This window comes from Gordonia oleivorans (assembly GCF_040044975.1).
Classification (GTDB): Bacteria; Actinomycetota; Actinomycetes; order Mycobacteriales; family Mycobacteriaceae; genus Gordonia; species Gordonia oleivorans.
Genome location: NZ_JBDZDI010000001.1, coordinates 666,790 through 690,801 on the forward strand (window position 1 = coordinate 666,790; position 24,012 = coordinate 690,801).

A 24,012-nucleotide genomic window follows, 5' to 3' on the forward strand; every position below is an offset into this window, starting at 1 on the left:
TCGCTCAGTCGTCGATTCCGAGCACTACGACGTCGCCGGTCGCCGGCAGTAGATACGCCGTCGCCCGCCAGTCGTCACCGGTGAACGCCGCGTCGACCCCCGGTCCGCCGAGCACTTCTCCGGCCGGGAGGTCGGCGGCCAGTTCGGCCCGCAGCTGCGGTGCCGCGACCGGGACCGCGTGGTGCGTGTCGGCCAGCGCGGCAACGCGATCCGCACCGAGGTGCACCACCGCCTGTATCCAGTACGTCGACGGCCCCGGCGGCGACAGCCGGTCACCACCGCCGGGCAGGCCCCAGGTGATCCATGACGCCGAGCTCGCGCCGTCCAGTGCCGGGAACCGCGCAAGGAGCGGGCCCAGGTCGGTGCGGACCGGCAGCGCGGACGCAGATGTGGCGGCCGACGTGGTTGCCACGTGGGTGGCCGAGGTCCGCGGGACCGGTGGGCTCGCCGGTGTGCATGCGCTGCCGACCACCAGGACGATCAGCACGCCACCGGCCACCGCCCATGACCGGCGCCTGCACATCACGCGAACCTCAGATCATCCGCCGGGTGATCGCCGACGGCAGGAACTTCAGGGCCGCGGCGATCGGCAGCCAGGGCCACGACGGCACCGGAGCGTAAGCCTTCTCGGCCTCGATGGCTGCGACCATGGCGCGCACACCGTCGTCGGTGTCGGCCATCAGTGACGTCTTCACGCCCCGGTTGATGTCGGTCTCGATGTAGCCGGGCAGCACGATCGACACCGTGATCGGTGAGTTCGCGAACTCCGCCTGCAGGCCCTGCCCGATCGCGGTCAGTCCCGCCTTCGACGCCGAGTACGCGGTCTGCGCCTTCGGCATGCCGCGGATGGCGCTCATCGAACTGATCAGGACGAGATGGCCGTGATTCTGTGCGCGGAAGATCTCCAGCGCCGCCTCGGCCTGCGCGAGCGCGCCGATCAGGTTGGTCTGGATGGTCTCGATGTTGGCGTGCATCTTGCCGGTGCCCAGTGGTGCACCCTTGCCGAGGCCGGCGTTGACGATGACGCGGTCGAGGCCGCCGAGTTCGTCGCGCAGTTTCCCGAACGCCACGGGCACGGCGTCGACGTCGGTGACGTCGAGTCCGGTCACCGCCACCTGCGCGGCCGTCGGCCGCAACTCGTCGGCGAAAGTCTCGAGCCGATCGATGCGGCGGGCCGCGAGCCCGAGGGACCGGCCCTTCGCGGCGAACTCGCGGGCCATCCCCTCGCCGAGTCCCGAACTCGCACCGGTGATGATGATCTTGTTGCGTGCACTCACACCGGCCAACCTACCGATCACCACCGCTTCAGGAGTACCGCGGTCTGGCCGTCGGGTCCCTCGATCACCTCGGTCCGTGCGTCCGGGGCGAGTGCGGCGGCCGCGGGGGCCTGCGCGAGATTCATCTCCAGCGCCAGCACGCCGTCATCGGCGAGGTATCGGGATGCGGCGGCGACGAGCCCGCGGATGTGGTCGAGGCCGTCGGCGCCCGCGGTCAACGCGGCACGGGGTTCGTGGTCGGCCGCCTCGCGGGGCATGAGGTCGATCGCCGCGTCCGGGACGTAGGGCGGGACGGCCGCGATCACGCTGACGGCTCCGACGAAGCACGTGGGTAGTCCCGACAGGCCGTCGCCTCGATGAACGTGACCGTGTCCCAGCAGGTTCCGACGCGCGTACCGCAGTGCGCGGTCGTCGATGTCGGTCGCGTGGACGTCGGCGTCGGGCAGCCACGCCTGCGCGGTTGCCGCGATCGGGGCGACCCCGCTGAACGCCTCCACGATGAGTGGGCGTCGGACGGTTGCCCCGTGCGCGATCGTCACCGCCGCGATCATCTCGGATCGCTTGCGCGGCACGAAGACACCGGGGCCCACCGAGAGGCGTCGGCCGGCGAATTCGACCCAGCCGACGATGTGCTCGAGTGGTTCACCGGCGATGCGGCGTGCGAGAAAGCGCTCGAGTTCTCCGGTGTCGCGGGCGGATTCGCGCAGGATCGACGCCTCCTCCTCGGCGAAGACGCATCCCGCCCGCCGCAACGCGGTGACCAGCGAATCCCGTTGGTGCGCCGTCACTGTCGCGCCGGCGCTCACTTGAGCAGTCGGGACATGCGACGGTCGGCGAGAATCTTGCCGCCGGTTTGGCAGGTCGGGCAGTACTGAAAGGAGCGATCCGCGAAGGACACCTCGCGGATCGTGTCACCACACACCGGGCAGGGCAGACCGGTACGGGCGTGCACCTTGAGTCCGGTTCGCTTCTCGGACTTGAGCTTCGCCACCCCCTGACCTTCGAGCCGGCCGATGGCGTCGGTGAGGACGTCCCGCATGCCCGCGTACAGGGTGTCGACCTGTTCTGCGTTCAGGGTTTTCGCCGACGCGAACGGTGACAGCTTGGCGGCGTGCAGGATCTCGTCGGAGTAGGCGTTGCCGATGCCGGCCATCACCCGCTGATCGGTGAGGACGTTCTTGATGCGTCCCGTCGCGCCCGCCAGGATGTCGGCGAACTCGTCTCGGTCGAGCGCGAGCACGTCGGGCCCGAGGGTCGAGATGCGTTCGACGTCGGTGATGTCGCGGACGATCCACACCGCCAGACGTTTCTGGGTTCCGGCCTCGGTGACGTCGAAGCCCTCCCCACCGCCACCGGCGGCCGGCATGCCGCAGTGCACCCGGAGCGCGATGGGGCTCTTGCCGCCGGGACGCAACGGCCGCGGCGAGAGGTCGTCACTCCAGCGCAGCCAGCCCGCCCGGGAGAGGTGGATGACCAGGCTGATCACCGGTTCGGGGTCGTCGGGTGTGCCCGGGATCGTGCGGATGATGAGGTACTTCCCCACTCGGCCCACCGATTCCACGGTCCGGCCGACCAGGGCGGTGTACGGCGGATCGGCGGTCTTGAGGACCGACAGCGACGCGACGTCGACGCGGCGGATCGGCAGTCCGGCGGCACGACCGTCCACGAAATCGGCGATCGCGGCAACCTCGGGCAGTTCGGGCATGGCTCCAGTGTGCTCTAGTAATCAGATGAGTTCCGCTCTTTCCGACGCCGAGTTGGCCGCTCGTATCGCGGCGGGTGCCGGTGAGATCCTGCTCGGCGTGCGGTCCGGCGGCCTTCTCGGCGGCCGGCTTCTCGGTGATGCGGGTGATGCGCTGGCACAGGCGTGGATCGGGACGGTCCTGCAGCGTCACCGGCCGCGCGATGCGGTGTTGAGCGAGGAGGCCGTCGACGTCGGCGACCGGATGAGCGCCGATCGTGTCTGGATCATCGACCCGCTCGACGGCACCAGCGAATTCGCGGCCGGCAGCAGTCACTTCGCGGTGCACGTCGCCCTGACCCGGCACGGCGTGGTGACCGATGCGGCCGTGTCCCTGCCCGCGACCGGCGAACTCTTCCGCACCGACACAGTCGATCCCCCGCCGACCCAGCCCTCCGGCCGGATCGCGACGTCGCGCTGGGGAACCAGCTACGAGGTGGCGGTGGTGGCGCAACGTCTGCATCTGCGTACGACGCCGATCGGGTCCGCCGGAGCGAAGGCGATGGCCGTGGTGCGCGGTGACGCCGATGCGTATGTGCACTCCGGCGGGCAGTACGAGTGGGACAACGCCGCACCCGTCGGGGTCGCACTGGCCGCCGGTCTGCACTGCAGTCGCCTCGACGGGTCGGAGATCGTCTACAACCAGCCGCAGCCGTACATGCCGGACTTCGTGATCTGCCGGCCCGAGCTCGCCGCGCCGATCCTCGACATCATGGGTGAGACGTGGTGGTGAGGCTCAACCCTTGAGACCACTCAGCCCTTGCGGATGAGGTAGATGTCCATGATCCAGCCGATGCGCTCACGCGCCTCGGCGCGCGCGCGGACGATCTCGTCGGTGACGTCGCCGACGCGACCGGAGATGAGGATCTCGTCCGCCGTGCCGAGGTAGGCACCCCACCAGATGTGGTCGTCGGCATCGGCGGTGTGCCGGAACGCGAGATCGGCGTCGAGCATCACGATCTGGTTGGTGTGGGCACCCGGCGGAGTGTCGGCAAGCCGACGCCCGGTGGTGATGTGGATCGGTTCGCCCACGCGGTTGGCGACGATCCGGTGTGCGGCGGTCAAGGCGCTCGCACTGGTCACGCCGGGAATGACCTCGACGGCAACCTCGAGATCGTCACGGGCGGCGAGATCGTCGACGATGCGTAGCGTCGAGTCGTAGAGTGCCGGATCACCCCACACCAGGAATGCGGCGATGCCGGCCTCGGGGACGTGCTCACCGATCGCACCGGCGATCACCTCGGCGCGGGCGGCGTGCCACCGGCGGACCTCGGCGTCGTAGTCGGCGGGGTGCCGGTCGCGCGGCGGATCACCGATCTCGATGAGCGAATAGCCCTGTGGCGCATGCCGGTCCAGGATGTTGCGGCGCGCATCGAGCAGGCCACCCTTGCTCGTACCCTTGTCGAGGGCGAGGAAGGCATCGACGTCGGCCATGGCCTCGATGGCCTGCAGTGTGATCTGTCGTGGGTCGCCGGGTCCGATACCGATGACGCGGATGGTGACGTGCATGCCTTAGATCTTGACGCGCGGCAGGCCGTGTTTGCGCGCGGTGATGTCGAGGATCAGTTGACGAGGTGCCAGGCGGCGCAGCAGAAAGACGATTCCGGCGCTGTTTCCCTTGGCGTAGAACGGCTTCGGGTGCTCGGCGAGGGCGGCGTCGACGATGGTCGTGGCCATGGTCTCGGCGTCGATGCCCTGTTCCTCGTTGCGGCGGGTGGCCGCGGCGAGCGTCTGGTACTCCTGCGCATACGGCGAGCCGTCGGCGATATGGATGCTGCGGCGGTCGCCGATGCCGGTGGCGATGGTGCCGGGTTCGACGCTGATCATCCGAATACCGTACGGCGCAACCTCTCTGCGGGTGGCGAGGGCGAACGCCTTGAGCGCCGACTTGGTGGCGGCGTAGTTGGAGCGGAACGCGACCGGGAAGCTCGACAGCATGGACCCGACCATGACCACCGTGCCGTGGCGGCGCTCCCGCATACCGGGCAACACCGCCTTGGTGATGGCGACGGGCCCGAAGACGTTGACGCGGAACAGATCTTCGATGGCACTCATCGGGGTGTCCTCGAGGGCACCGGCCTGCGATTCGCCCGCGTTGTTGATCAGGATGTCGACGGCGCCGACCTCGGCCACCGCCGCTGCCGCGGAGTCGTAGTCGGCATTGTCGAGCCGGACGTAGGTGACGCCGGGGATCGGGTCGGTCACCGTGTCGGGATGACGGCTGGTCCCGTACACGCGGTGGCCGCGCGCGACCATCTGGCGAGCCACCTCGGCGCCGATGCCGCTGGTCGCGCCGGTGACGAGGACGGTCTGGGGTTTCGCGGACGAAGTGTTCTCGGGAGCCACGCGACCACCGTACTGTGCCCCAGGCAGAGTCGTACTGTGCCCCAGGCAGGATTCGAACCTGCGACCCTTCCTTTAGGAGAGGAATGCTCTATCCCCTGAGCTACTGAGGCGGGACCGGGTGAAGTGATGGAGGAAGTTCCCGCGATGTCGTGCTCTCGCGAGGCTTCTACCTGGGATTTCCTTCGTCCGGCCCGTGTCGGTGACCGCGCACGCTCCGGCTGCCGACGTGAGGAGTCTACGGCAGGCGGGTGCGGACATGGCAACGCACCTCGCACCGGTGAGGTGACGCCCTCACAACCAGCCGACGTTCATGCGCATTCGGATCTCGACAGGTCGAGCTTTCGGTCGGTCATCTCCCGCGACTGGCGCCACGCGCTCCAGCCACACCCAACCACCGCAACCCCGGTGGTATATTTTCCGGCATGAAATCCGCATATGAATCTTCAGCGGTGCTCGACGACCTTGGCGACAAGGTTGTCGATGGTATCGCGATCGCGGTACGTGATACCCGTCGGGGCCTCGCCGAGTATCGGGAGATGCGGCCCGCGTGGGTGGCCGAGCATTCGGAGCGCGGGTTGGCGAACTGGATTCACGATCGCCTGTGGGCTCACCTGCAGCGCCAATTGGAGCATCTACCGGAGTGCACGTTCGACAACGATGAGCCCGAACGGCACTTCCGCGTCGGTACCAAGTACCACTTTCGCGCCAAGCGACACGACGAATACGGTTCCATTGCAACGTATCCGACCCAGGGTGCGCTGGATTTCATGGAGCAGCAACTCACGCTCGATGGCATGGAGGAAGTCCGGCTCATCGGCGGTTACCTGTGGGACCGCGAAACACGCGCGGTCCTCGATGCTGTCATCTCCCTGCGCGATTCAATAGACAATGTCATCTGGCTGGAACTGCTGGGCACACCCGCCACCGGCAGTTCCGCCACGCCTCTGTCGCCGACCGGCCCCGATGGCCCGCGGCTACCAGATGTGGTCACCGACACCGACACCGATGCCGGGTCCTCGACCGGCGATTCATCGTGAGAAACCTCGGGCAGCTTCTGGAGACACTGCGTCTCGCCCGAGGCTGGACCCAAGCCCAACTGGAGGCGCAGACCGGTATCCGGCAGGGCACGCTATCGCGCTACGAAAACGGGATGCGCACACCCGAACCCGATGCCATCGACACTCTTGCGAGAGCGTTCGGTGTGACCATCGAGTTCCTCCAGCACGGGCAGCAGCGCCACGCGGCGATGGCCGTTGACGCGCACATGCGTCGCCGCGCCTCAGCCAAGGCATCGCTGTGGCGGCAACGCGAAGCACAACTCAACGAACTCCGACTGCATGCCAACAGGCTGTTCGAGGAGGTGTCACTGCACTCCGACCAGATCGTGCCCCGCTTCGATGGGGATGATCCAGACACCGCCGCCCGGATGGTGCGCATGCAGTGGCGCATGCCCGTCGGCCCCGCGCGCACCCTGGTTCACTGGCTCGAAGCCGCCGGATGCCTCGTCATCATCGAAGACTTCGGCAGCCCACGCCTTGACGGGTTGTCGCAATGGATCGACGACCACCCCCTCATGCTCATCAACGCCTCAGCACCGACAGACCGGCTGCGGTGGACACTCGCCCACGAACTCGGACACCTGGTACTGCACAGCGACTACGTCACCGGCGACGTCGAAGCCGAAGCCGACGAATTCGCCGCCGAATTCCTGATGCCTGCCACCGCCATTCGCACCAGCCTCACCAAGCCCACGCTCGGCAAACTCCTTGACCTCAAACAAGAATGGGGAGTCTCCATCGCCGCACTCATCCAACGCGCCCATACCCTGGGCACCATCACAAACGTCGAACGCACCCGTCTCTTCAAGATGCTCAGCGCGAAGGGGTTCCGTATCACCGAACCCGGTTCCGATCGAATCCCACCCGAAACACCTCGTCTCCAGCGACACCTACGATCAACACTCGAAGCCAAGGGACTGACCGCGGCTGAGATCGCCCACATCACCGGTTACCACTCAGACGCCGACAACCGACTACTTTCCACAACCGCCCCTCTCCGCGCGGTATGAAACGGCCGACTTACCTGCCCGGAGACGAATACTTGGTGCTGTTCGGCCGGGTGAGGTTTGTGCGGGGTCATGTCGTTCGCCAATGCCGCGTCGAGGGCTTTCGCCGCGAGCGGTACTGCTTCGGCATCGGGTCCGGGGTGACCGGGGGCAACCACACAGCAATCGCAGGCTACACTGCTGAACTCGCTGACCTGTGGGCAGTTACACCGTTCTCCACCACCGATCTGACCCCTATGGCAGCGCGCCTGGATCGGCTTGTCGCCGAGTACTCTTCGAGACGCCGGGCGGTGCAGCTCGTCCCGGTCACGCTGTAGGTAGACACGATCGGTGGGGAACCGTGGTCGGAAGGTTCCAGCCTTCTCTCACCGGGTCTCGACGCCTCCTCAGCTTCGCTTCGTCGGGCTCGACCGGCGAGATGGGGGCGATCGGCGAGGCCGGGGTGACCAGAGAGGTGGAGGCGACCGGCGTAGACACCGTGGGCCCTGTGCAGGCATGCACCGGCGCTCGCCCGTGCAACCATGACTGTGTGACGGACCCCGAAACCGAACGCGCGGCACGCCTGCTCGATGCGCAGGCCAAGGCGGAGAGCCTCTTCCAGGAGGTCACCGACCGCGGCATGATCCGGGCCGGCGTCACCGAGCGTGAACTTTCGAACGAGATCCGCGATCTGGCCGCCGACATGTTCGGCGTCACCCGCCACTGGCACAAACGCATCGTTCGGGCCGGCGAGAACACCCTGGAGACCTACCGGGCCAATCCCCCGGACCGGGTCATCGCCGACGATGAGATCGCCTTCCTCGATTTCGGGCCGATCTTCGAAGAGTGGGAGGCCGATTTCGGGCGCACCTTCGTCCTCGGCGACGACCCGGCCAAACATGCTCTGGCCCAAGCCCTTCCCGTCATCTGGGCGGCCGGACGCGAGTACTTCCGGACCACTCCGGACATGACCGGCGCCCAGCTCTTCGATCACGTGGTCGCCCTGAGCGAGGACGCCGGCTTCATCTTCGGCGGCCAGATCGCCGGACATCTCGTCGGCGAGTTCCATTACGTGTTCGGCGTCGCCGATTCGGCCCGATCCTCCGTAGCCGCCCGGGACCGGGCGATCCACCGCCCCGCTGGATTCCGGAGGGCCACATCGCAGTTCGGGAGGCCGCGCGCGAGATCGACGGCGATGCAGGCGGTTCGATCCTCGACCTGGTGAACATCCCGATGACCGCCCACTTCCTCGGCGGGTGTGCCATCGGCGACTCGCCGTCGACCGGCGTCGTCGACGCCTACCACCGGGCTTTCGGGCACCCGGGCCTGCACATCGTCGACGGGTCGACGGTGTCGGCAAACCTCGGAGTGAACCCGTCCATGACGATCACCGCACAGGCCGAACGCGCAATGGCCATGTGGCCCAACGCGACCGAGGCAGATCCGCGGCCCCCGCTCGGCGCCCCGTATGAACCCGTACCGCCGGTGCCACCGAAGCACCCGACGGTGCCGGACACCGCACCCGGCGCACTGCGACTGCCCCTCTGGCCGCTCACTGCCACATCACACACGGGCTGATCGCACTCCTCACCACGAGGGACGGGGAGACGCGCCGTCGCCGAGGATGCGTAATGCGTCGATGACCACACGCGTGGCGGCCTCGCCGATGACGTCGGTCAGCGCCGAGACCTCCGCCGCGGCGGCCGCACCGGCCAGCCGCGTCACCGACTCACCCCGATCGGTCAGTTCGATCAGTCGCGCCCGGCGGTCACTCGGATGAGCCGTTCGCACGACGTACCCGTTCGATTCCAGCGATTCCACGATGGCCGCCGCCGACTGCTTGGTCACCCCGAGGTGCCGGGCGATGTCATTGATCGACGCCCCGCCATCGGCGATCCGGGCGAAGACCAGACCGTGAACGGGACGCAGCCCGTGATGACCGGCCTCGACGACGCGGCGGTTGATGCGCTCGTTCACCCCGGATTCCGCCTGCATCAACAAGAACGGCAGCATCGGTTCGACCGACGGAACACTTGACATATGGACAGTCTAGCTGTCCTATAAAGACAGTCACACTGTCTACCTGGGAGTCCGGCATGCCGCTCATCGATTCGCCCCGCCACCACGACCTGCACGGGGCCACCTTCAGCAGTTACGTCTGCCCGTCCACCGGGAGTCGCGAACTGTGCGCCTGGCGGACGACGCTGGGCCCCGCTCAGCCCGGAGCCGACCACCGCGTCGACCACGAGGAGGTGTTCCTGGTACTCGCCGGCTCTCCACGGATCACGCTGGACGGCCTGGTCACCCACGCCCACGTCGGTGACGTGGTGTTTGTGCCCGCGGGAAGCTCTGTCCGCCTGGACAATCCGGGAGCAGACGAATGCCAGGTGTGGGTGTCCGCGCCCGTGGGGCTGACGGCGACCACCGCGCAGGGGCAGCGGATCACACCGCCGTGGACGTTGTGAGCGTCACGACGCCGCTCGGCCGGCGTCGGCTACCCGATCCAGTCCCAAGTGCTCGCGCAGGGTCGTCCCGACGTATTCGGTGCGGAAACTACCCCGCTCCTGCAGTAGCGGAACCACCTCGTCCACAAACCGATCCAGACCGCCCGGGGTGATGTGCGGGACGAGGATGAAACCGTCGCTGACGTCGTTCTGCACGAATCGATCGATGGTGTCGGCCACGGTCCGAGCACTGCCCACGAACGCCTGCCGTCCGGTCACCTCGATGATGAGTTCGCGGATGGACCACCCGTGGGACTGCGCGCGTTCCCGCCACTCGCGGGCCGTCTCGAGCGGGTCGCGGTAGGAGCGCACGCTGGCCCGGCCACGCGCAACGGTGTGCTCACCGAGGTCGGGGTCGATGTCGGGCAGTGGCCCGTCGGGATCGACGTCGGAGAGGTCGCGATTCCACACCTGTTCCAAGAAGCGGATCGCGGTGGCCCCACTGACCTGGGCCAGTCGCACCTCGTGCGCCAACTCGGCGGCCTCGGCGTCGGTGTCACCGAGGATGAAGGTGGCCGCCGGCAGGATGAGCAGTTGCTCGCGGCGACGCCCGTACTTCGACAGCCGTGATTTCACGTCCTGGTAGAACTTCTGTCCTTCGTCGAATGCACTGTGCCGGGAGAAGATGGCGTCGGCCTTCGCGGCGGCGAACTCGCGGCCTTCCTCGGAGTCACCGGCCTGGAAGATCACCGGACGCCCCTGCGGACTGCGCGGCACAGCGAACTGGCCGGCGATGTCGAATTGCTCTCCGGTGTGGACGAATTCACCGACGTCGCCGTCACGCAGGAATCGGCCGGATTCCTTGTCGGCGACGATCTCGTCACCACGCCACGATCCCCAGAGTTCGACGGCGGTGTCGAGGAACTCCTTGGCGCGTGAATACCGTTGCGTGCTCGCCAGATAGCCGCCGCGACGGAAGTTCTCACCGGTGAACTCATCCCAGGAGGTGACGACATTCCACGCGGCCCGCCCGGCGGTCAGGTGATCGAGACTGGCGAATTGCCGCGCCACCTCGTACGGCTCGTTGAAGGTGGAGTTGATGGTGCCGGTGAGCCCGAGTCGCCCGGTCACCGCGCCGAGTGCGGCGAGGATCGAGAAGGTGTCGGGTCGTCCGACGACGTCGAGATCGTAGATCAGGCCGTTCTGCTCGCGCAGTCGCAGCCCTTCGGCGAGGAACAGGAAGTCGAACCTGCCGCGTTCGGCAGTCTGCGCGAAGTGCCGGAAGGACTCGAATTCGATGTGGCTGCCCGCCGTCGGGTCGCTCCACACGGTGGTGTTGTTGACGCCCGGAAAGTGGGCGGCGAGATGGATCTCCTTGCGTGGCGTGGTCATGGCGCTCTCCGATCAGGCTGCGTAGCGGTTGGCGGGTCGAGCAAGGCCGAGGTGGCCGCGGAGTGTCGGGGCGGTGTAGCGATCCCGGAATCGGCCGCGACGCACCAATTCCCGGGTGAGGTCGCGGCTGATCACGATCAGATCGTCGGGCAGTACCGCGGGCCGCAACCGCACCCCGGCAAGGGCCTGGCCGCCGTCGCCGCGCGGCACCCACTCCTCGATGAGATCGGCAAGTCCGGCTGGGGTGCCGACGAAGATCCGCGCGTCACTGACGAATTCGCTCCCGGCCAGATCATCGAGATGCGCTTGCCGCGCTGCGGCGGCCGCATCCGTCTCCGCGAGGATGACCGTCAGGTCCGCGAAGACCCGCACCGGAGGATCGCCGCCGGCCGCGCGTCGGGTGGCAGCGATCTCGGCCACCGACGCGACGGCCTCCGCGGCCGAGTTCGGGGTGATGAATCCGATGTCGGCCGACGCCCCGATCAGGGCGTAGGCGGCACTGTTGTGCCCAAGGATCGCGATCGGAGGTGCCCCTTGAGGCGGCCGTGGCGTGATCGCGGGACCACGCACGCGGAAGTACTCACCTTCGAAGTCAATGTAGTGCAGCTTGTCCCGGTCGATGAACCGGCCGGTCGCCACGTCACGGATCTCGGCGTCGTCCTCCCACGAATCCCACAGGCGCCGAAGGACTTCGGCGTGGTCGCGGGCCTCGGTGAACAGCGCGTCGACGACCACCGGATCGAGGTCACCGGGCACCAGATCCGGTAGAGTCCGGCGGCCGAAGAGTCCCGCATCGGCGGCGCTGCCGTCGACCCGCAACTGCACGCCCGCCCGCCCGGAACTGACAAAGTCCAGTGTCGCAACCGCTTTGGATGTGTGGAATGGTTCGGTGTGGGTGGTGATCGCGGCCGGGACGATACCGATCGCCCGCGTCGTCGGGGCGATCCGATTGGCGATGAGCACGGCGTCGAGCCGGCCCCGCACCCGGTCGGTACGTCGGTCCGGGACGAACGGATGATCACGCTGCAGACCGAGTCCGTCATCGATGGTGACGAAGTCGAGCACTCCGGCCTCGGCCTCGCCCACCAGGTCCGCCCAATAGCCGCCGGTGAGCAGTTCGGTGGGCCGCGCGGCCGGTTCGCGCCACGCCCCCGGATGCCATCCGGCATCGGCAAGGGCGACGGCGAGGTGGATGTGATCAGCCATGAGTGGCCTCCGTGGGGCGATGGGCGCGACCCTCTCCGGGGATGGCCGCGATGAGTTGGCGGGTGTAGTCGTGACGTGGATCGCCGAAGATATCTGCGACGTCGCCCTCTTCGACGATGTCACCGGCCCGCATGACCGCGACGCGGTGACTGATCTGACGGACGACCGCCAGATCGTGGGAGATGAACAGATACCCGATGCCGTGGTCGCGTTGCAGGTCGGCGAGCAATGCCAGCACCTGCGCCTGCACGGTGACGTCGAGCGCGGACACCGGTTCGTCCAGAATCAGCAGGCGCGGTGTGGTGGCCAGTGCCCGGGCGATCGCCACCCGCTGACGCTGGCCGCCGGACAGCGCGGTCGGGCGACGGGTGGCCAGAGCCGGATCCAGCGCCACCGCGATCAGCAGCTCCCGCACCCGGCGATCTCGTTCGGCGCGCGGTGTCCGGCCCAGCGGCTCGGCGATGATCTGCGCCACCGTCAGTTTCGGGTTCATCGCGGCGTAGGGATTCTGATAGACGAACCCCACGTCACTGCGTCGGTCACCCACCTCGATCCGACCGGCGTCATTCGATTCGAGGCCGGCCAGGATTCTCGCGGTGGTGGTCTTTCCCGACCCGCTCTCCCCGACGAGCGCGAGCGTCTCCCCGGACCGCACCCGCAGCGAGACGTCGTTCACGGCCGCGATCCGACCGGCGCGCCCGACCCGGAAGGTCTTCGAGACATGTTCTGCGCGTGCGACGATCGGCGCCTCCGGCGGTATCGGGGCGACCAGCCGTCGCGAGGTGAGCCCGGGCGCATCGGCGATCAGGCGTCGGGTGTATCCGTGCTGCGGATCATCGAGGATCTGCTGTGCCGTGCCGGTTTCGACGATACGTCCGCCCGCCATCACGATGATGCGGTCGGCCCGGTCGGCGGCGACGCCGATGTCGTGGGTGATCAGCAGCAGTGCCGTCGCCCCACTGCTCGTCCGCTCCTCGAGATGATCGAGGATGCGTCGTTGCACCGTGACATCGAGCGCGCTGGTCGGCTCGTCGGCGATGATCAACTCCGGTTCGCAGGCCGCGGCGATGGCGATCAGCACGCGTTGCCGTTGTCCGCCGGAGAGCTGGTGCGGGAGTTGACCGTAGCGTAGGTCGGCATCGTCGAGGCCGGCCTCCACGAGATGCTCGACGGCGTGCGCACGGGCGGTCCTGCGTGCGGCACGACCATGAATCCGCAGGACCTCGGCGACCTGATCACCCACCGGCTGTACAGGGTTGAGCGCGGTACCGGGATCCTGCGGCACGAAACCGATGCGTGCCCCGCGGATCCGGTTGAATGCCCGCGCCGACAGGTCGTCGATCCGATCGCCGGTCAACTCGACGCGTCCCGACGCGGATGCGTTGCGCGGCAGCAGTCCGATGATGGCGTGGGCCAGCGTCGACTTGCCGGAGCCGGATTCCCCCACCACCGCCACGGTTTCGCCCCGTTCGATCCTCAGGTCGACTCCCGCGACGGCATCGGTGTCAGTGCCATCGACCCGGTAGCGCACCCGCAGATCCGACACCGTCAACAGCGGGCTCATCGATGTTCCCCCTCGGCGATGCGGTGGCCGATGGTGTGCGCGGCGAGCACCACCGCGACGATCGCCAATCCCGGCAGGGTGGTCATCCACCATGCGGTGGCCAGATAGTTGCGGCCTTCGGAGATCAACGAACCCCACTCCGGAGCCGGTGGGGTGGCTCCGAACCCGAGGAACGACAGGGAGGAGATCAGCAGGATCGCCATGCCGAATTCGGCTGCGGCCAGCGCGAGTACGGGAGCATATGAGTTGCGCAGCACGTGACGGCCGAGGATCACCGGTCGCGGCACCCCGAACGCCCGGGCGGCCTCCACGTACGGTGCATGACGCACCCGTAACACCTCGGCCCGCATGACGCGCGCGAATCCCGCGATGAGCACCACCGCGACGGCGATGGCGACCTTGGTGGTGCCGAATCCGAGTGCGGCGATGATCGCGAGTGCCAACAGCAGTTGCGGGATCGCGAGCATCACGTCGATGGCCCGCATGATCACACCGTCGGTGAGATCACCCGCGGTGCCGGCGATCAACCCGAGCAGGGCACCGATCGCGAGTGCGATCGCGACGGCGGAGACCGTGGCGGTCAGCGACAACGCCGCGCCGTGGACGAAGCGGGTGTAGACGTCCCGACCGAGGTTGTCGGTGCCGAACCAGTGCTCGGCGCTCGGCGCCCGGAGCTTGTCGGCGGGCACCGCGAGGAGTGGATCGCCATCGGCGAACACCGATGGTACGACGGCGAATCCGAGCGCGAGGGCGATCGCGGCCACGCTCAGGATCGTGGTGGCGTTGCGGCGCAACCACACCCCGATCGCGTCGGGGCGCGCACGCCAGACCGGCCACGACCACGACGACGCGGACGACACCGAGGACGGGGCACTCTGCTCAGACATTGACCACCTCACGTGGGCTGCGATCGTCGACGGACACGGTGGTCGGTGTCGGGGCGGACCGCCTCACCACTCGAGGATCGATGAACGGATAGGCGATGTCCACCAGCAGGTTCACGGTGACGAAGACCGCGGCGGAGAACGTCACCAGGGCAAGGACCAGCGGGATATCCTGCGCCAGAACGGCACTCTGAGCGAGCTTGCCGACGCCGGGCCGGGAGAAGACGGTCTCCACGACCACCGCACCGCCGAGGAGGTTGCCCACCACGACGCCGGCCACGGTCAACGCGGGCAAGGAGGCGATCCGCAGGATGTGGTGGGTGATGACCCGAATCCGACTCGCCCCCTTGGCGGTCGCCGTCTGCACGAATGGCTCGGCATCCGTGGCGCTCATGCTCGTGGCCAGAACCTGACCGATGACTCCGGCATACGGGATCGCCAGGGTGATCACGGGCAGGACCAGTGAACCGGACCGGGTGTCACCGAACGCCGGCAACCAGGCGAGCCGAAAAGCGAAGATCTGCAGCAGGATCAGACCGACCCAGAACGTGGGCAGGGCCACGACCAGCGGTGGGACCGACAGCAGTGCGCGCCGCAGCCACGACCACGAGGTGTAGGTGGCGGTGACGGCCAATCCCACCCCGAGACACACGGCGAGCAGCACCGAGGTGAGTGTCAGGGCGACGGTGCTCGGCAGTGCGTCGGCGATGACCGCGGTGACCGGCCGGCCCTGAGAGATCGACACACCGAAGTCACCGTGGATCGCGCCGGTCAACGCCGACCAATACTGCTGCCACACCGACTGATTCAGGCCGTAGCGGGCCCTGAGGGCCTCGACCGCCGCCGGATCCACCGGTGTCGACGCATCGCCGGAGGTGGCGATGGCCACCGGGTCGGAGGGCAGCAGAATCAGGATGACGAAGGCCACGGTGAATGCCGCCCACAGCACCCCGAGGGCGGAGAGCAACCGGATTCCGAGATAACGCAGCATCGTCGCGTTCACCTCCCGGACAGCCACGTGTCGTGGAACTGCAACCGCGACGAGGCATCGAACGTCACCTGATGGGTGGTGGCCGCGGCACCGATGGCCTGCGACAACTCGATGGTCGGGACGAACAGTCCGTTGTCGAGGATCTGTTGTTGTGCGGTCGCGAGGTGGGCATTGCGTTGCGCGGTGTCGGTGGTGGACTGTTCCCCGGCCAGGGCCACGTCGAGAGCGGGAATCGGTCCGCGCCGGTTCAGGTTTCGTCCGGTGAGCCCGAACTGGGTGCGCAGGATGTCGCCGTCGGCACGGGTCACGTTGTAGTAGATCGCGTCGTAGTCACCGGAGTTCTGCCGGACCGTGGCCGTGGCCGCCGGCACGACGTCGAGTTTCAGTTCGACGCCCACATTCTTCAGTTGCTGCTGGACGAGTTCGAGGATGGCCTGGTTGCCGGCGAACACCGGACTGTAGAGCACCGAGAAGCTCAGGCGTTGTCGGTCCTTGGTCCGGATTCCATCGGCGCCGGCCCTCCAGCCGGCGTCCTCGAGAATCTTCTTCGCCGTGTCCGGCTGAAAGCGCAACTCGGCCGAGGAGTCCGAGTATCCGGGGGTGTTGGACGCCAGGACGCCGGTGGCGGGATGGAAGTCGTCGTCGAGGACGGTGGTCACCAACTCCTGCCGGTTGATCGCCGGCAGCAGTGCGCGCCGCACCGCGGCGTCGGCGAGGACACCACGGGATACGTTGGGCTGCAACCCGAACGGCACACCCGGGTTCACCGCGGTGAGGACCTGTCCACCGGCCCCGGTGATCTGCGGCTTGTCGTTGGGCAGGGCATCGCTGATCGCGTCGAGCTGCCCGGAGGCGAGCGATCCGGTGCGCACCCCGGACTCCGCGATCACCGTGAAGTCGATGCCGTCGAGGTAGGCGTCACCGGCGTGACCGAAGACCGACGATCCCCAGCGGTATCCGGTGCGTTTGCGCAGTGACGCCGACTTGCCCTGCGCCCAGCCCGAATACACGAACGGTCCTGATCCGATGTTGGTGCCCTGGCACCTCTCCTCCGGCGTCGCGGCGACGGTGGCCTCGGCCTGAATCCCCAACTGTGGAGTCGAGGTGGCCTGCAGGAACTGCGCATTGGGGGCACCGAACGCCACCCGCGCGGTCAGCGGATCGACGACGGTGGTGCCGGTGTATCCGCCGAGGTAAGTCGCCGCCAACGGTGCCTTGGCCGCGCCGAGCGGCCCAACGATGGCGTCGAAGTTCTCCTTGACGGATTCGGCGGTGAGCGGCGTGCCGTCGCTGAAGGTGACACCGGGCTTGAGGTGGAAGGTGAAGGTCCGCGCATCCGGGCTCACCTCCCAGCTCTGGGCGAGCCAGGGCTTGAGTTTGCCATCACCCGGGTCCTGATCGGTGAGTGAATCGACGACCTGCCGGGTGACATAGATCGTCTGGTTGGTGCCGCTCTGGGCCGGGTCCGAGCATGTGGGGGCGTCGGAGAGTCCGTAGCGCAGGGTGCCTCCCAGCACCGGCGGTCCGGCGTCGTCGGAGCCCGAGGACCCAGAACCGCAGGCGGTGAGCACACCGGCCACGGCCACCACGGCGAGTGTGGAGACGGCCGATTTCGCGGTGACAGCAATGCGATTCATCAGATCAGCCCCCATGCCTTGGCGAGCAGCTCATGCGACCTCAGCCGGTCGGCATGGTCATGGGTGACCGAGGTGATGACGAGTTCGTCGGCGTCGGTGAGCCGCCCGAGTGCGGCGAGCCGCTGCACGACGGTGTCGGGTGATCCGACGAACTGGGTCTCGAGCCGATCGGCGACCAGTGCCAGCTGGTCGGCGGGCAGCGGCTGCGCCGTCGCCGGGTCGGGGTACTCGATGGCGCCGTGGCCGGTGCGGATGCTGTGCACCCACTGCCCGTAGCCGTTGGCCAGATGCTGCGCGGTGTCGTCGTCGTCGGCCACCACCACGTCGGCGGACACCACCACGTAGGGTTCGGCCAGCACCGACGACGGGCGGAACGCCTCCCGATAGGCCGCGACCGCCTCGAGGGTGGTGCCGGGGCTGACGTGGTAGTTGGCTGCGAACGGGAGTCCGCGGGCGCCGGCGACGTGAGCGCTCTGCCCCTTGCTGCTGCCGAAGATCCACACCTGCACGTCGGCCCCCTCGCCGGGAACCGCATGTAGCTCCTGACCCGACGGACTGGTGTAGGTGCCGTCGAGGAGCGACAGGATGTCGTCGACCTGCTCGTCGAAGTCCGGTGGCTGCGCACCCGGCTGCGTCAACACCTCGAAGCTGCGTGCGAGAGGCGAATGTGCCAGTAGCGCAGTCACATCGAGGGGTTCGGGGATCACCACCCCGTCGACGAGCCGACTCGGGGTCGGTGCGGAAATCGCGACCGGACCCGCGGGTGTTGCCGCCGCCTCGGCGCGTCGCTGTCCGGATCGGCCGAGCCCCAGGTCGATTCGGCCCGGATGGAACACGTCGAGCATCCCGAAGGACTCGGCCACCGATACCGCCGTCGTCTGCCCGACCTGCACCGCCGCCGATCCGACGCGGATCGATCGGGTCGCGGAGGCGATCTGACCGATGAGCAGCGCCGGCACCGAACTCGCGACGGCGGCGAAATGGTGTTCGGCCACCCAGTAGCGGCGATACCCCCACTGCTCGGCGTGCTGCGCGAGATCGATCGTATTGTGCAGCGCAGCAGCAGGATCGGAACCCTCGCTGATAGGTGCGAGGTCGAGCACCGACAGCGGGGCATGGTCACGAAACGTCACGGGGTGTCTCCCATCGATCCCGGCGTTAGCACCCTGGGGCGGGTTGCTGCGACGTCGACGAGCCGGGTCTCTCGGTCGCTCCAGATGGTCGATTCACCGTAGGCCCGTGATGCTGAGACAGGCAAAGAGAATGTCGGGACGGACGCCGTCCACGCCCGAATGCGGCGACGATTTTCTCGCGCCGAAGAATTTAAGTCGGCCTCGCCACCGGTTGCTCGATGGGCTATCGTCGGTTGTGCGACTGGCGCAGCCGGAGTCCACCGGCAAGGAGCACCGTTTCCCGACATCGTCCGCCTGGGTGTCGATTCCACACCAGAAGGAAACGTGCCATGACCCAGCGCGTACCGGTTCCCGGCGGCAGGACCCGCCGGCACCATGTCGTCATCGTCGGATCGGGGTTCGGCGGGCTGGCTGCCGCTCGTCGACTCGAGCATGCCGACGTCGACGTCACCCTGATCGCACGCACGACTCATCATCTGTTCCAGCCGTTGCTGTACCAGGTCGCCACCGGGGTGATCTCGCAGGGCCAGATCGCACCGCCGGTGCGGGTGATTCTTCGCGACCAACGGAATGTGACGGTGGCACTGGGCGATGTCGAGGCCATCGACCTGGAGAATCGTGCGGTGACCTCACGCATGCTCGAACGTGTCACCACCACTCGGTATGACAGTCTGATCATCGCCGCCGGTGCGGGCCAATCCTATTTCGGCAACGATCATTTCGCGGAGTTCGCGCCGGGCCTCAAGACCGTCGACGATGCACTCGAGTTGCGCGGCCGCATCCTCGGGGCGTTCGAGCAGGCCGAACTGTCCACCGACCCGATCGAGCGTGATCGCCTGCTGACGTTCGTGGTGATCGGAGCCGGGGCCACCGGCGTCGAGATGGCCGGTCAGATCGCGGAGATGGCCGGCACGACGCTGCGCGGCACCTTCCGGTCCATCGACTCGACGCAGGCACGGGTGATCCTGCTCGACGCCGCACCGGCGGTGTTGCCGCCGTTCGGTGAAAGGTTGGGCTCCCGAGCCGAGAAGCGTTTGCGCGCACTGGGAGTCGATGTGCAACTCGGTGCGATGGTCGTGGACATGGACTACGACGGACTCGTGGTGCGCCAGGCCGACGGTTCGACGCGTCGCATCGAAAGTCAGTGCAAGGTGTGGTCGGCGGGGGTCGCGGCCAGTCCGCTCGGCCGACAGCTCGCCGAGCAGTGCGGGGTGGAACTCGACCGCGCGGGTCGGGTACGGGTCGAACCCGACCTGACCATCCCCGGCCATGCCGAGGTGTTCGTGATCGGTGACATGATGGCCGTCGACGGAGTCCCCGGTCAGGCCCCGGCCGCCAATCAGTCCGGGCGGTACGCCGCCGACGCCGTCGCCGCCCGGATCAACGGCACCCATCGCGACCGAAAGCCGTTCACCTACTGGGACAAGGGGTCGATGGCGACAGTCGCCCGGCACTGCGCGGTCGCCCGGGTACCCATCCCGGGCACCTCACGGGCCGTCGAGTTCTCCGGCTTCTTCGCCTGGCTGGGGTGGCTGTTCCTGCACTTGCTGTACCTGGTGGGGTTCCGCAATCGGTTCATCACGTTCATCGACTGGACCCTGGCCTTCACCTCCCGCAACCGTCATCAGTTGGCGGTCACCGAGCAACAGGTGTTCGCGCGGGCGGCGATCGATCGGCTGTCACACGACCTCGCGGCCTGATCTCTCAGGTGATGGCACCCATCGTCCGGTCCGCGGTGGGTGCCGAGAGGTAATCGAGGACCGGCAGCACCGTCCGCAGGGCGGCGGGAGCGATGCGTTCGGGCCGGTGGGTGATCGCCCGGACGATCCAACTCGCCGCCTCATCCACCGACAGTGCCGCCACATCGTCGTATTCGGCTGTGGGCGAGATCATCTCGGTCCGCACCAGCGGGTAGTAGATGTTGGTGGCACGCACTCCGGGATGGGGCCGTTCGGCGTTGAGACTCCGGCCGAAGATCGACAGCGCATTCTTCGATGCCGCGTAGGCGGAGAACCGCGGGAACGTTCCGGCCATCAGTCCCCAGGTGCAGACGTTGACGATCTGCCCGTGACCGCGCTCGACCATGCCGGGCAGCAGCCCCAGGCTCAGTTGGACGGCGGCGAAGTAGTTGATCGCCATGGTGCGCCGGTAGTCGTGGAGCCGGTCGGTGGAGTCGATGATGGACCGCCGGATCGACCGGCCGGCATTGTTCACGAGGACGTCGACCTCCCGCCCGGACAGCTCACCGAGCAGCCGGTCGGTGTCGGATTCGTCGGACAGGTCGGCCATCAGGTAGTCGCAGCCGGTCTCGTCGGCCAGCGAGGCCAACTCCTCCTCGCGGCGCGCCACGGCGATCACCTGCGCCCCGCGCGCGGTGAGTTGCTGCGTGGCCACCCGGCCGATCCCGGCGGACGCGCCGGTCACCACCACCCGCAGGCCGGCGACGTCTCGTCCGCGACCGGTGAGGGTGTCCTCGATGACCGCCGGCAACATCGTCCGCCGCTGCATGACGTCGAAGACCGCCGCCGACACCGATCGCGGAGACAAGGAGACCACCGAGTCACTCCAGCTCGTCGCGCAGCTTCTTCTCGGTGTGCCGGACGGCCTGGGCCGCGAACGGCTCCATGATCGCGCCCAGCGCACGGCCGGCGAGTCCGCCGGGCAGGATGTACTCGAACTCGGCATGCACCTCGGTGCCGCCGTCGGTGTCGTGGAACCTCCAGGTGGTGTTGGCCTGGAACCCGTCGATCGCCTTGAGCACGATGAACTCGTGTTCCACCCACTCGATCGTCTCGACGACCGATTTCAGGGTCTTCGGCCCGGCCTTCAACTCGACGTCGAAAACCGACCCGACGCCGCTGGTGACATCGGTCTGCGGCGCGAACTTGTGAACACCGAACATGTACTCGGGGACGTTGGTGTAGTCGTTGATGTAGTCGAACACCGCAGCGCGCGGCACGGAGATCTGGGACGAATGCCTGACAACGCCCATGACGGAACCCTCCTGTCGGTTTGCCGAGGCGCACGTCACGTGCGCCGACTCACGCGCCACACTACGCACTGAGACAATGCCCGACGGCATGTACCCCGTCACGGCGTTCGGTCGCCGCCATCCGAGCCATAATGACGGTATGCGATCGCGAGGCAAGATCATCGAGGCGACGCTCGACCTGATCTCCACCGACGGCTTCGCCGCGGCCAGCATCGCTGCGGTCGCGGCGAAGGCCGGAGTGTCCCGGCAGACGGTGTACTCGATCTTCGGTTCCCGCGAGGACATGGTGTCCCAAGCGATGGGCGAACTCGCCATCTCCGCCATGCGCGAGATCCATGAGCGACTCGACGGCATCACCGACTTCGGTGACTTTCTGATCGAGTTCATCATCGCGGGCCGTTCGATGGCCATCGCCGACCCGGCCCTGTCGGTGTTGCTGAACTCGCAGGAGAGTCACCCGTTCTTCGACGAGGGCGCGATGGCACGCACCCGGGAGGTGGCCGCGGAGATCCTGCGACCGGCCGTCGCCGGCAAACCCGAGTACCGACCGCACTTCGCCGACATCGTCGACATGACCGCACTGTTGAGCGTCTCGCTCGTCGCCGTCGACGACGGCCAGCGATCCGACGACGAACTGCGGGCGTTCCTCGGTCGCTGGCTGCGACCCGCCCTCGATGCGATGGCCCGCGCCTCAGATGGCTGATCCGACGTCGGCGGCGACGATGCGGTCCAGCGCCCGTTCGGCGATGGCCGCGATCGTCATCGACGGGTTGCACGCCGCCGAGTTACCCGGCATGAGCGCGCCGTCAACCACGTAGAGGCCCCGCTGCCCCAGCACGCGTCCGTCGAGGTCACAGACCGACCCCATGTTCGCGCCGCCCACCGGATGCCACGTCGACGGCACGATGGCGTTGGTGTCGACGAGTGTCGATCCGGGACCGGCGATCCGGGTGGCGGCCGGATGCAGGTGGCGGGTCTGGATCGATGCATCGCCCTCGTGCGGCCAGCGCAGGACCGCCTGGTGGCGCGCCGAGTCGTAGGTGAAGTGACCGCGGGCGTTGCTCACCCCGTAGCCGACCATCATCGTGCTGTGCGCATCCACCGGTAGCGGCGGGATGGAGGCCTGGATGAGGGTGAAGGCGTTCGCGGGATCTGACCAGTTGGGACTGCCGTAGACCACTGGACCACCTTGTGTCGCACCGAAATCCGACGTCAGACTGTTCCAGATGTAGATCCGGTCGGCGTTGGTCCCCCACCCCTGCCCCAACGCGTCGGGTAGGTCGCCGATGCCACCGGTCGCCTTGGCGCACATCAACATTCGCGTGGTGTTCATGCTTCCGGCGGCCAGGATCAGCGCGCCCGTCGTCAGCACCTTCGTCTCCAGGACACGTCCGGTCTCGTCGGTGCGGTGCACCTCGACGACCCAGCGCCCGTCGCGCGCCCGACGAATGTCGGTGACGTCGTGGAGGGTTCGGACGTCGAGGAGTCCGGTGCGTTCGGCCTGCGCGATGTAGGTGACGTCGACGCTGTGCTTGCCGCCATTGTTGACGCCGATGGCCCCGCTCCCGTCGGTGTAGGCCGGACGCATCTTGCCGGCCAGTTCGGCGAGGGCGTAATTCCAGTCGATGGGCATCGGAATCTTCTGGACGGGCAGTCCGGCGCGGCGGGCATGGGCGGCGAATTCCCGTGCGGCACGGTAATTCGGACTGCGGATCAGCGAGTCGGGTGCGACCGCGGCGCCGAGCATTCTGGCGACCCGGGGGTAGTAGATGGTGTCCATCGCACGCCAGTCGATGCCCGCGGGGAAGTGCGAGGTGAACACCGACTCGATGGGCTTGAGCGTCATCCCTTGATACACAAGCGATCCGCCGCCGAGTCCGGCCGCGACCATGACGGTCATGTTCTCGTCGCTGATCGACTCGAAGAGTCCGACATAGGGATCGACCGACAGCGGCTTGCCGAACACCTGTGGGGTGGACTGATGCCAGAGGATGCGTTTGTCCGGGTTGGTCGCGTTCGGGAAGGTGGTGGCATTGGGACCGGTGACCCAGCGCCGACCGCGTTCGAGAAGGGTCACCGGCACGCCGGCGGACGTGAGGCGCAGCGCCGCGACCCCACCGCCGAAACCGGACCCGATCACGACGACGCGATGTTCTTCGCGGGTGACGGGGGTGGTGCGGGTCGGTGCGCCGAAACCGCGGCCGACGCCGGCCGTCGCGGCCACGACACCGGCGGCGCCCGCGGATGCGGCACCGATCAGAAATCCGCGGCGCGAGACCGACGATGTGACGAGTGATGACATCAAAGAAGATCCCCCTCAGGGTCGACGCCCCACACGGGGCTCAACACGGACATGAAAAC

At 67.7% G+C, this 24,012-nt stretch carries 23 protein-coding genes, 1 tRNA gene, 2 pseudogenes and 2 riboswitches; of the genes and pseudogenes, 8 read left to right on the forward strand and 18 right to left on the reverse strand.

The window, feature by feature from the left end; translation table 11 throughout:
• Positions 1-4: 4 nt before the first annotated feature.
• The 4 genes from ABLE92_RS02975 to ABLE92_RS02990 are packed head-to-tail and all read right to left on the reverse strand — an operon-like array spanning position 5 to position 2,982.
• Positions 5-523, reverse strand: a complete 519-nt coding sequence (locus tag ABLE92_RS02975; protein ID WP_348803065.1) for a hypothetical protein — start codon at positions 521-523, stop codon at positions 5-7.
• Between the two features lie 10 nt (positions 524-533).
• Positions 534-1,277 carry an SDR family oxidoreductase gene (locus ABLE92_RS02980; protein WP_348803066.1) on the reverse strand — a complete coding sequence of 248 codons (744 nt, stop codon included), beginning with the start codon at positions 1,275-1,277 and terminating at the stop codon, positions 534-536.
• A gap of 17 nt (positions 1,278-1,294) precedes the next feature.
• On the reverse strand, positions 1,295-2,065 hold the full coding sequence (locus ABLE92_RS02985; protein ID WP_348803067.1) for a N5-glutamine methyltransferase family protein: 771 nt from the start codon (positions 2,063-2,065) through the stop codon (positions 1,295-1,297).
• 14 nt (positions 2,066-2,079) lie between these two features.
• On the reverse strand, positions 2,080-2,982 hold the full coding sequence (locus tag ABLE92_RS02990) for an Fpg/Nei family DNA glycosylase (protein ID WP_348803069.1): 903 nt from the start codon (positions 2,980-2,982) through the stop codon (positions 2,080-2,082).
• Between the two features lie 25 nt (positions 2,983-3,007).
• Here ABLE92_RS02990 and ABLE92_RS02995 point away from each other — a divergent pair, with 25 nt between their 5' ends.
• Positions 3,008-3,751, forward strand: a complete 744-nt coding sequence (locus ABLE92_RS02995; protein ID WP_348803071.1) for a 3'(2'),5'-bisphosphate nucleotidase CysQ — start codon at positions 3,008-3,010, stop codon at positions 3,749-3,751.
• Positions 3,752-3,771: 20 nt separating this feature from the next.
• On the opposite strand, the gene cobF is transcribed toward ABLE92_RS02995, so the two are convergent.
• The 3 genes from cobF to ABLE92_RS03010 form a co-directional block, all read right to left on the reverse strand.
• Complete coding sequence (gene cobF / locus ABLE92_RS03000; protein ID WP_348803072.1) at positions 3,772-4,527, reverse strand: precorrin-6A synthase (deacetylating); 756 nt, start codon at positions 4,525-4,527, stop codon at positions 3,772-3,774.
• A gap of 3 nt (positions 4,528-4,530) precedes the next feature.
• Entirely contained in the window at positions 4,531-5,364 is an 834-nt protein-coding gene (locus tag ABLE92_RS03005; RefSeq protein ID WP_348803073.1) for an SDR family oxidoreductase, read from the reverse strand.
• A gap of 37 nt (positions 5,365-5,401) precedes the next feature.
• Positions 5,402-5,474 (reverse strand) — tRNA-Arg (locus tag ABLE92_RS03010).
• Between the two features lie 312 nt (positions 5,475-5,786).
• Between ABLE92_RS03010 and ABLE92_RS03015 the strand changes: the two genes are divergently transcribed.
• The 4 genes and pseudogenes from ABLE92_RS03015 to ABLE92_RS03030 all read left to right on the forward strand — a co-directional run.
• Positions 5,787-6,401: a hypothetical protein gene (locus tag ABLE92_RS03015; RefSeq protein WP_348803075.1), complete on the forward strand. Its 615-nt coding sequence runs from the start codon at positions 5,787-5,789 to the stop codon at positions 6,399-6,401.
• Positions 6,398-7,432, forward strand: a complete 1,035-nt coding sequence (locus tag ABLE92_RS03020) for a helix-turn-helix domain-containing protein (protein WP_348803076.1) — start codon at positions 6,398-6,400, stop codon at positions 7,430-7,432. The genes ABLE92_RS03015 and ABLE92_RS03020 overlap by 4 nt, the downstream gene beginning before the upstream one ends.
• Positions 7,433-8,048: 616 nt before the next feature.
• Positions 8,049-8,417: pseudogene (locus ABLE92_RS26105) on the forward strand (M24 family metallopeptidase); the annotation flags it as partial.
• A gap of 59 nt (positions 8,418-8,476) precedes the next feature.
• Positions 8,477-8,986 (forward strand): annotated as a pseudogene (locus ABLE92_RS03030) (GMC oxidoreductase); the annotation flags it as partial.
• Positions 8,987-8,995: 9 nt separating this feature from the next.
• On the opposite strand, the gene ABLE92_RS03035 reads toward ABLE92_RS03030, so the two are convergent.
• The gene (locus ABLE92_RS03035; RefSeq protein ID WP_348803080.1) at positions 8,996-9,448 is read right to left on the reverse strand and encodes a MarR family winged helix-turn-helix transcriptional regulator; all 453 of its coding nucleotides are present in this window, start codon (positions 9,446-9,448) and stop codon (positions 8,996-8,998) included.
• A 56-nt stretch (positions 9,449-9,504) separates the two neighbouring features.
• Between ABLE92_RS03035 and ABLE92_RS03040 the strand changes: the two genes are divergently transcribed.
• On the forward strand, positions 9,505-9,873 hold the full coding sequence (locus ABLE92_RS03040; protein WP_348803081.1) for a cupin domain-containing protein: 369 nt from the start codon (positions 9,505-9,507) through the stop codon (positions 9,871-9,873).
• A gap of 3 nt (positions 9,874-9,876) precedes the next feature.
• Here the strand turns inward: ABLE92_RS03040 and ABLE92_RS03045 are convergent, their stop codons facing one another.
• From ABLE92_RS03045 to ABLE92_RS03075, 7 genes are read right to left on the reverse strand one after another with little or no spacing between them, the layout of a single operon-like run.
• Entirely contained in the window at positions 9,877-11,244 is a 1,368-nt protein-coding gene (locus tag ABLE92_RS03045; protein WP_348803082.1) for an NtaA/DmoA family FMN-dependent monooxygenase, read from the reverse strand.
• Positions 11,245-11,256: 12 nt separating this feature from the next.
• The gene (locus ABLE92_RS03050; protein WP_348803083.1) at positions 11,257-12,450 is read right to left on the reverse strand and encodes an LLM class flavin-dependent oxidoreductase; all 1,194 of its coding nucleotides are present in this window, start codon (positions 12,448-12,450) and stop codon (positions 11,257-11,259) included.
• Entirely contained in the window at positions 12,443-14,014 is a 1,572-nt protein-coding gene (locus ABLE92_RS03055) for a dipeptide ABC transporter ATP-binding protein (protein WP_348803084.1), read from the reverse strand. Before ABLE92_RS03055 ends, ABLE92_RS03050 begins: the two co-directional genes overlap by 8 nt.
• A complete protein-coding gene (locus ABLE92_RS03060) occupies positions 14,011-14,901 on the reverse strand; it encodes an ABC transporter permease (protein ID WP_348803085.1) in 891 nt (296 codons plus the stop codon). Before ABLE92_RS03060 ends, ABLE92_RS03055 begins: the two co-directional genes overlap by 4 nt.
• Positions 14,894-15,889, reverse strand: a complete 996-nt coding sequence (locus ABLE92_RS03065) for an ABC transporter permease (RefSeq protein ID WP_348803086.1) — start codon at positions 15,887-15,889, stop codon at positions 14,894-14,896. Before ABLE92_RS03065 ends, ABLE92_RS03060 begins: the two co-directional genes overlap by 8 nt.
• A gap of 8 nt (positions 15,890-15,897) precedes the next feature.
• On the reverse strand, positions 15,898-17,526 hold the full coding sequence (locus ABLE92_RS03070; RefSeq protein ID WP_348803087.1) for an ABC transporter substrate-binding protein: 1,629 nt from the start codon (positions 17,524-17,526) through the stop codon (positions 15,898-15,900).
• Positions 17,526-18,659 (reverse strand): LLM class flavin-dependent oxidoreductase, encoded by a 1,134-nt coding sequence (locus ABLE92_RS03075; protein ID WP_348803088.1) that lies wholly within the window; start codon positions 18,657-18,659, stop codon positions 17,526-17,528. The genes ABLE92_RS03070 and ABLE92_RS03075 overlap by 1 nt, the downstream gene beginning before the upstream one ends.
• Before the next feature lie 7 nt (positions 18,660-18,666).
• A riboswitch (SAM riboswitch) is annotated at positions 18,667-18,750 on the reverse strand.
• A gap of 136 nt (positions 18,751-18,886) precedes the next feature.
• Positions 18,887-18,966: riboswitch (ZMP/ZTP riboswitch) on the forward strand.
• A 22-nt stretch (positions 18,967-18,988) separates the two neighbouring features.
• Here ABLE92_RS03075 and ABLE92_RS03080 point away from each other — a divergent pair.
• Positions 18,989-20,359: an NAD(P)/FAD-dependent oxidoreductase gene (locus ABLE92_RS03080; protein ID WP_348803089.1), complete on the forward strand. Its 1,371-nt coding sequence runs from the start codon at positions 18,989-18,991 to the stop codon at positions 20,357-20,359.
• A gap of 4 nt (positions 20,360-20,363) precedes the next feature.
• Here ABLE92_RS03080 and ABLE92_RS03085 read toward each other — a convergent pair whose 3' ends face one another.
• Positions 20,364-21,167, reverse strand: a complete 804-nt coding sequence (locus tag ABLE92_RS03085; RefSeq protein WP_348803216.1) for an SDR family NAD(P)-dependent oxidoreductase — start codon at positions 21,165-21,167, stop codon at positions 20,364-20,366.
• Between the two features lie 52 nt (positions 21,168-21,219).
• Positions 21,220-21,651: an SRPBCC family protein gene (locus ABLE92_RS03090; protein ID WP_348803090.1), complete on the reverse strand. Its 432-nt coding sequence runs from the start codon at positions 21,649-21,651 to the stop codon at positions 21,220-21,222.
• A gap of 139 nt (positions 21,652-21,790) precedes the next feature.
• On the opposite strand from ABLE92_RS03090, the gene ABLE92_RS03095 reads away from it, so the two are divergent.
• Positions 21,791-22,354 (forward strand): TetR/AcrR family transcriptional regulator, encoded by a 564-nt coding sequence (locus ABLE92_RS03095; RefSeq protein WP_348803091.1) that lies wholly within the window; start codon positions 21,791-21,793, stop codon positions 22,352-22,354.
• On the opposite strand, the gene ABLE92_RS03100 is transcribed toward ABLE92_RS03095, so the two are convergent.
• The gene (locus ABLE92_RS03100) at positions 22,343-23,953 is read right to left on the reverse strand and encodes a GMC oxidoreductase (protein WP_348803092.1); all 1,611 of its coding nucleotides are present in this window, start codon (positions 23,951-23,953) and stop codon (positions 22,343-22,345) included. The two genes, ABLE92_RS03095 and ABLE92_RS03100, sit on opposite strands and share 12 nt — an antisense overlap.
• Between the last annotated feature and the right edge of the window lie 59 nt (positions 23,954-24,012).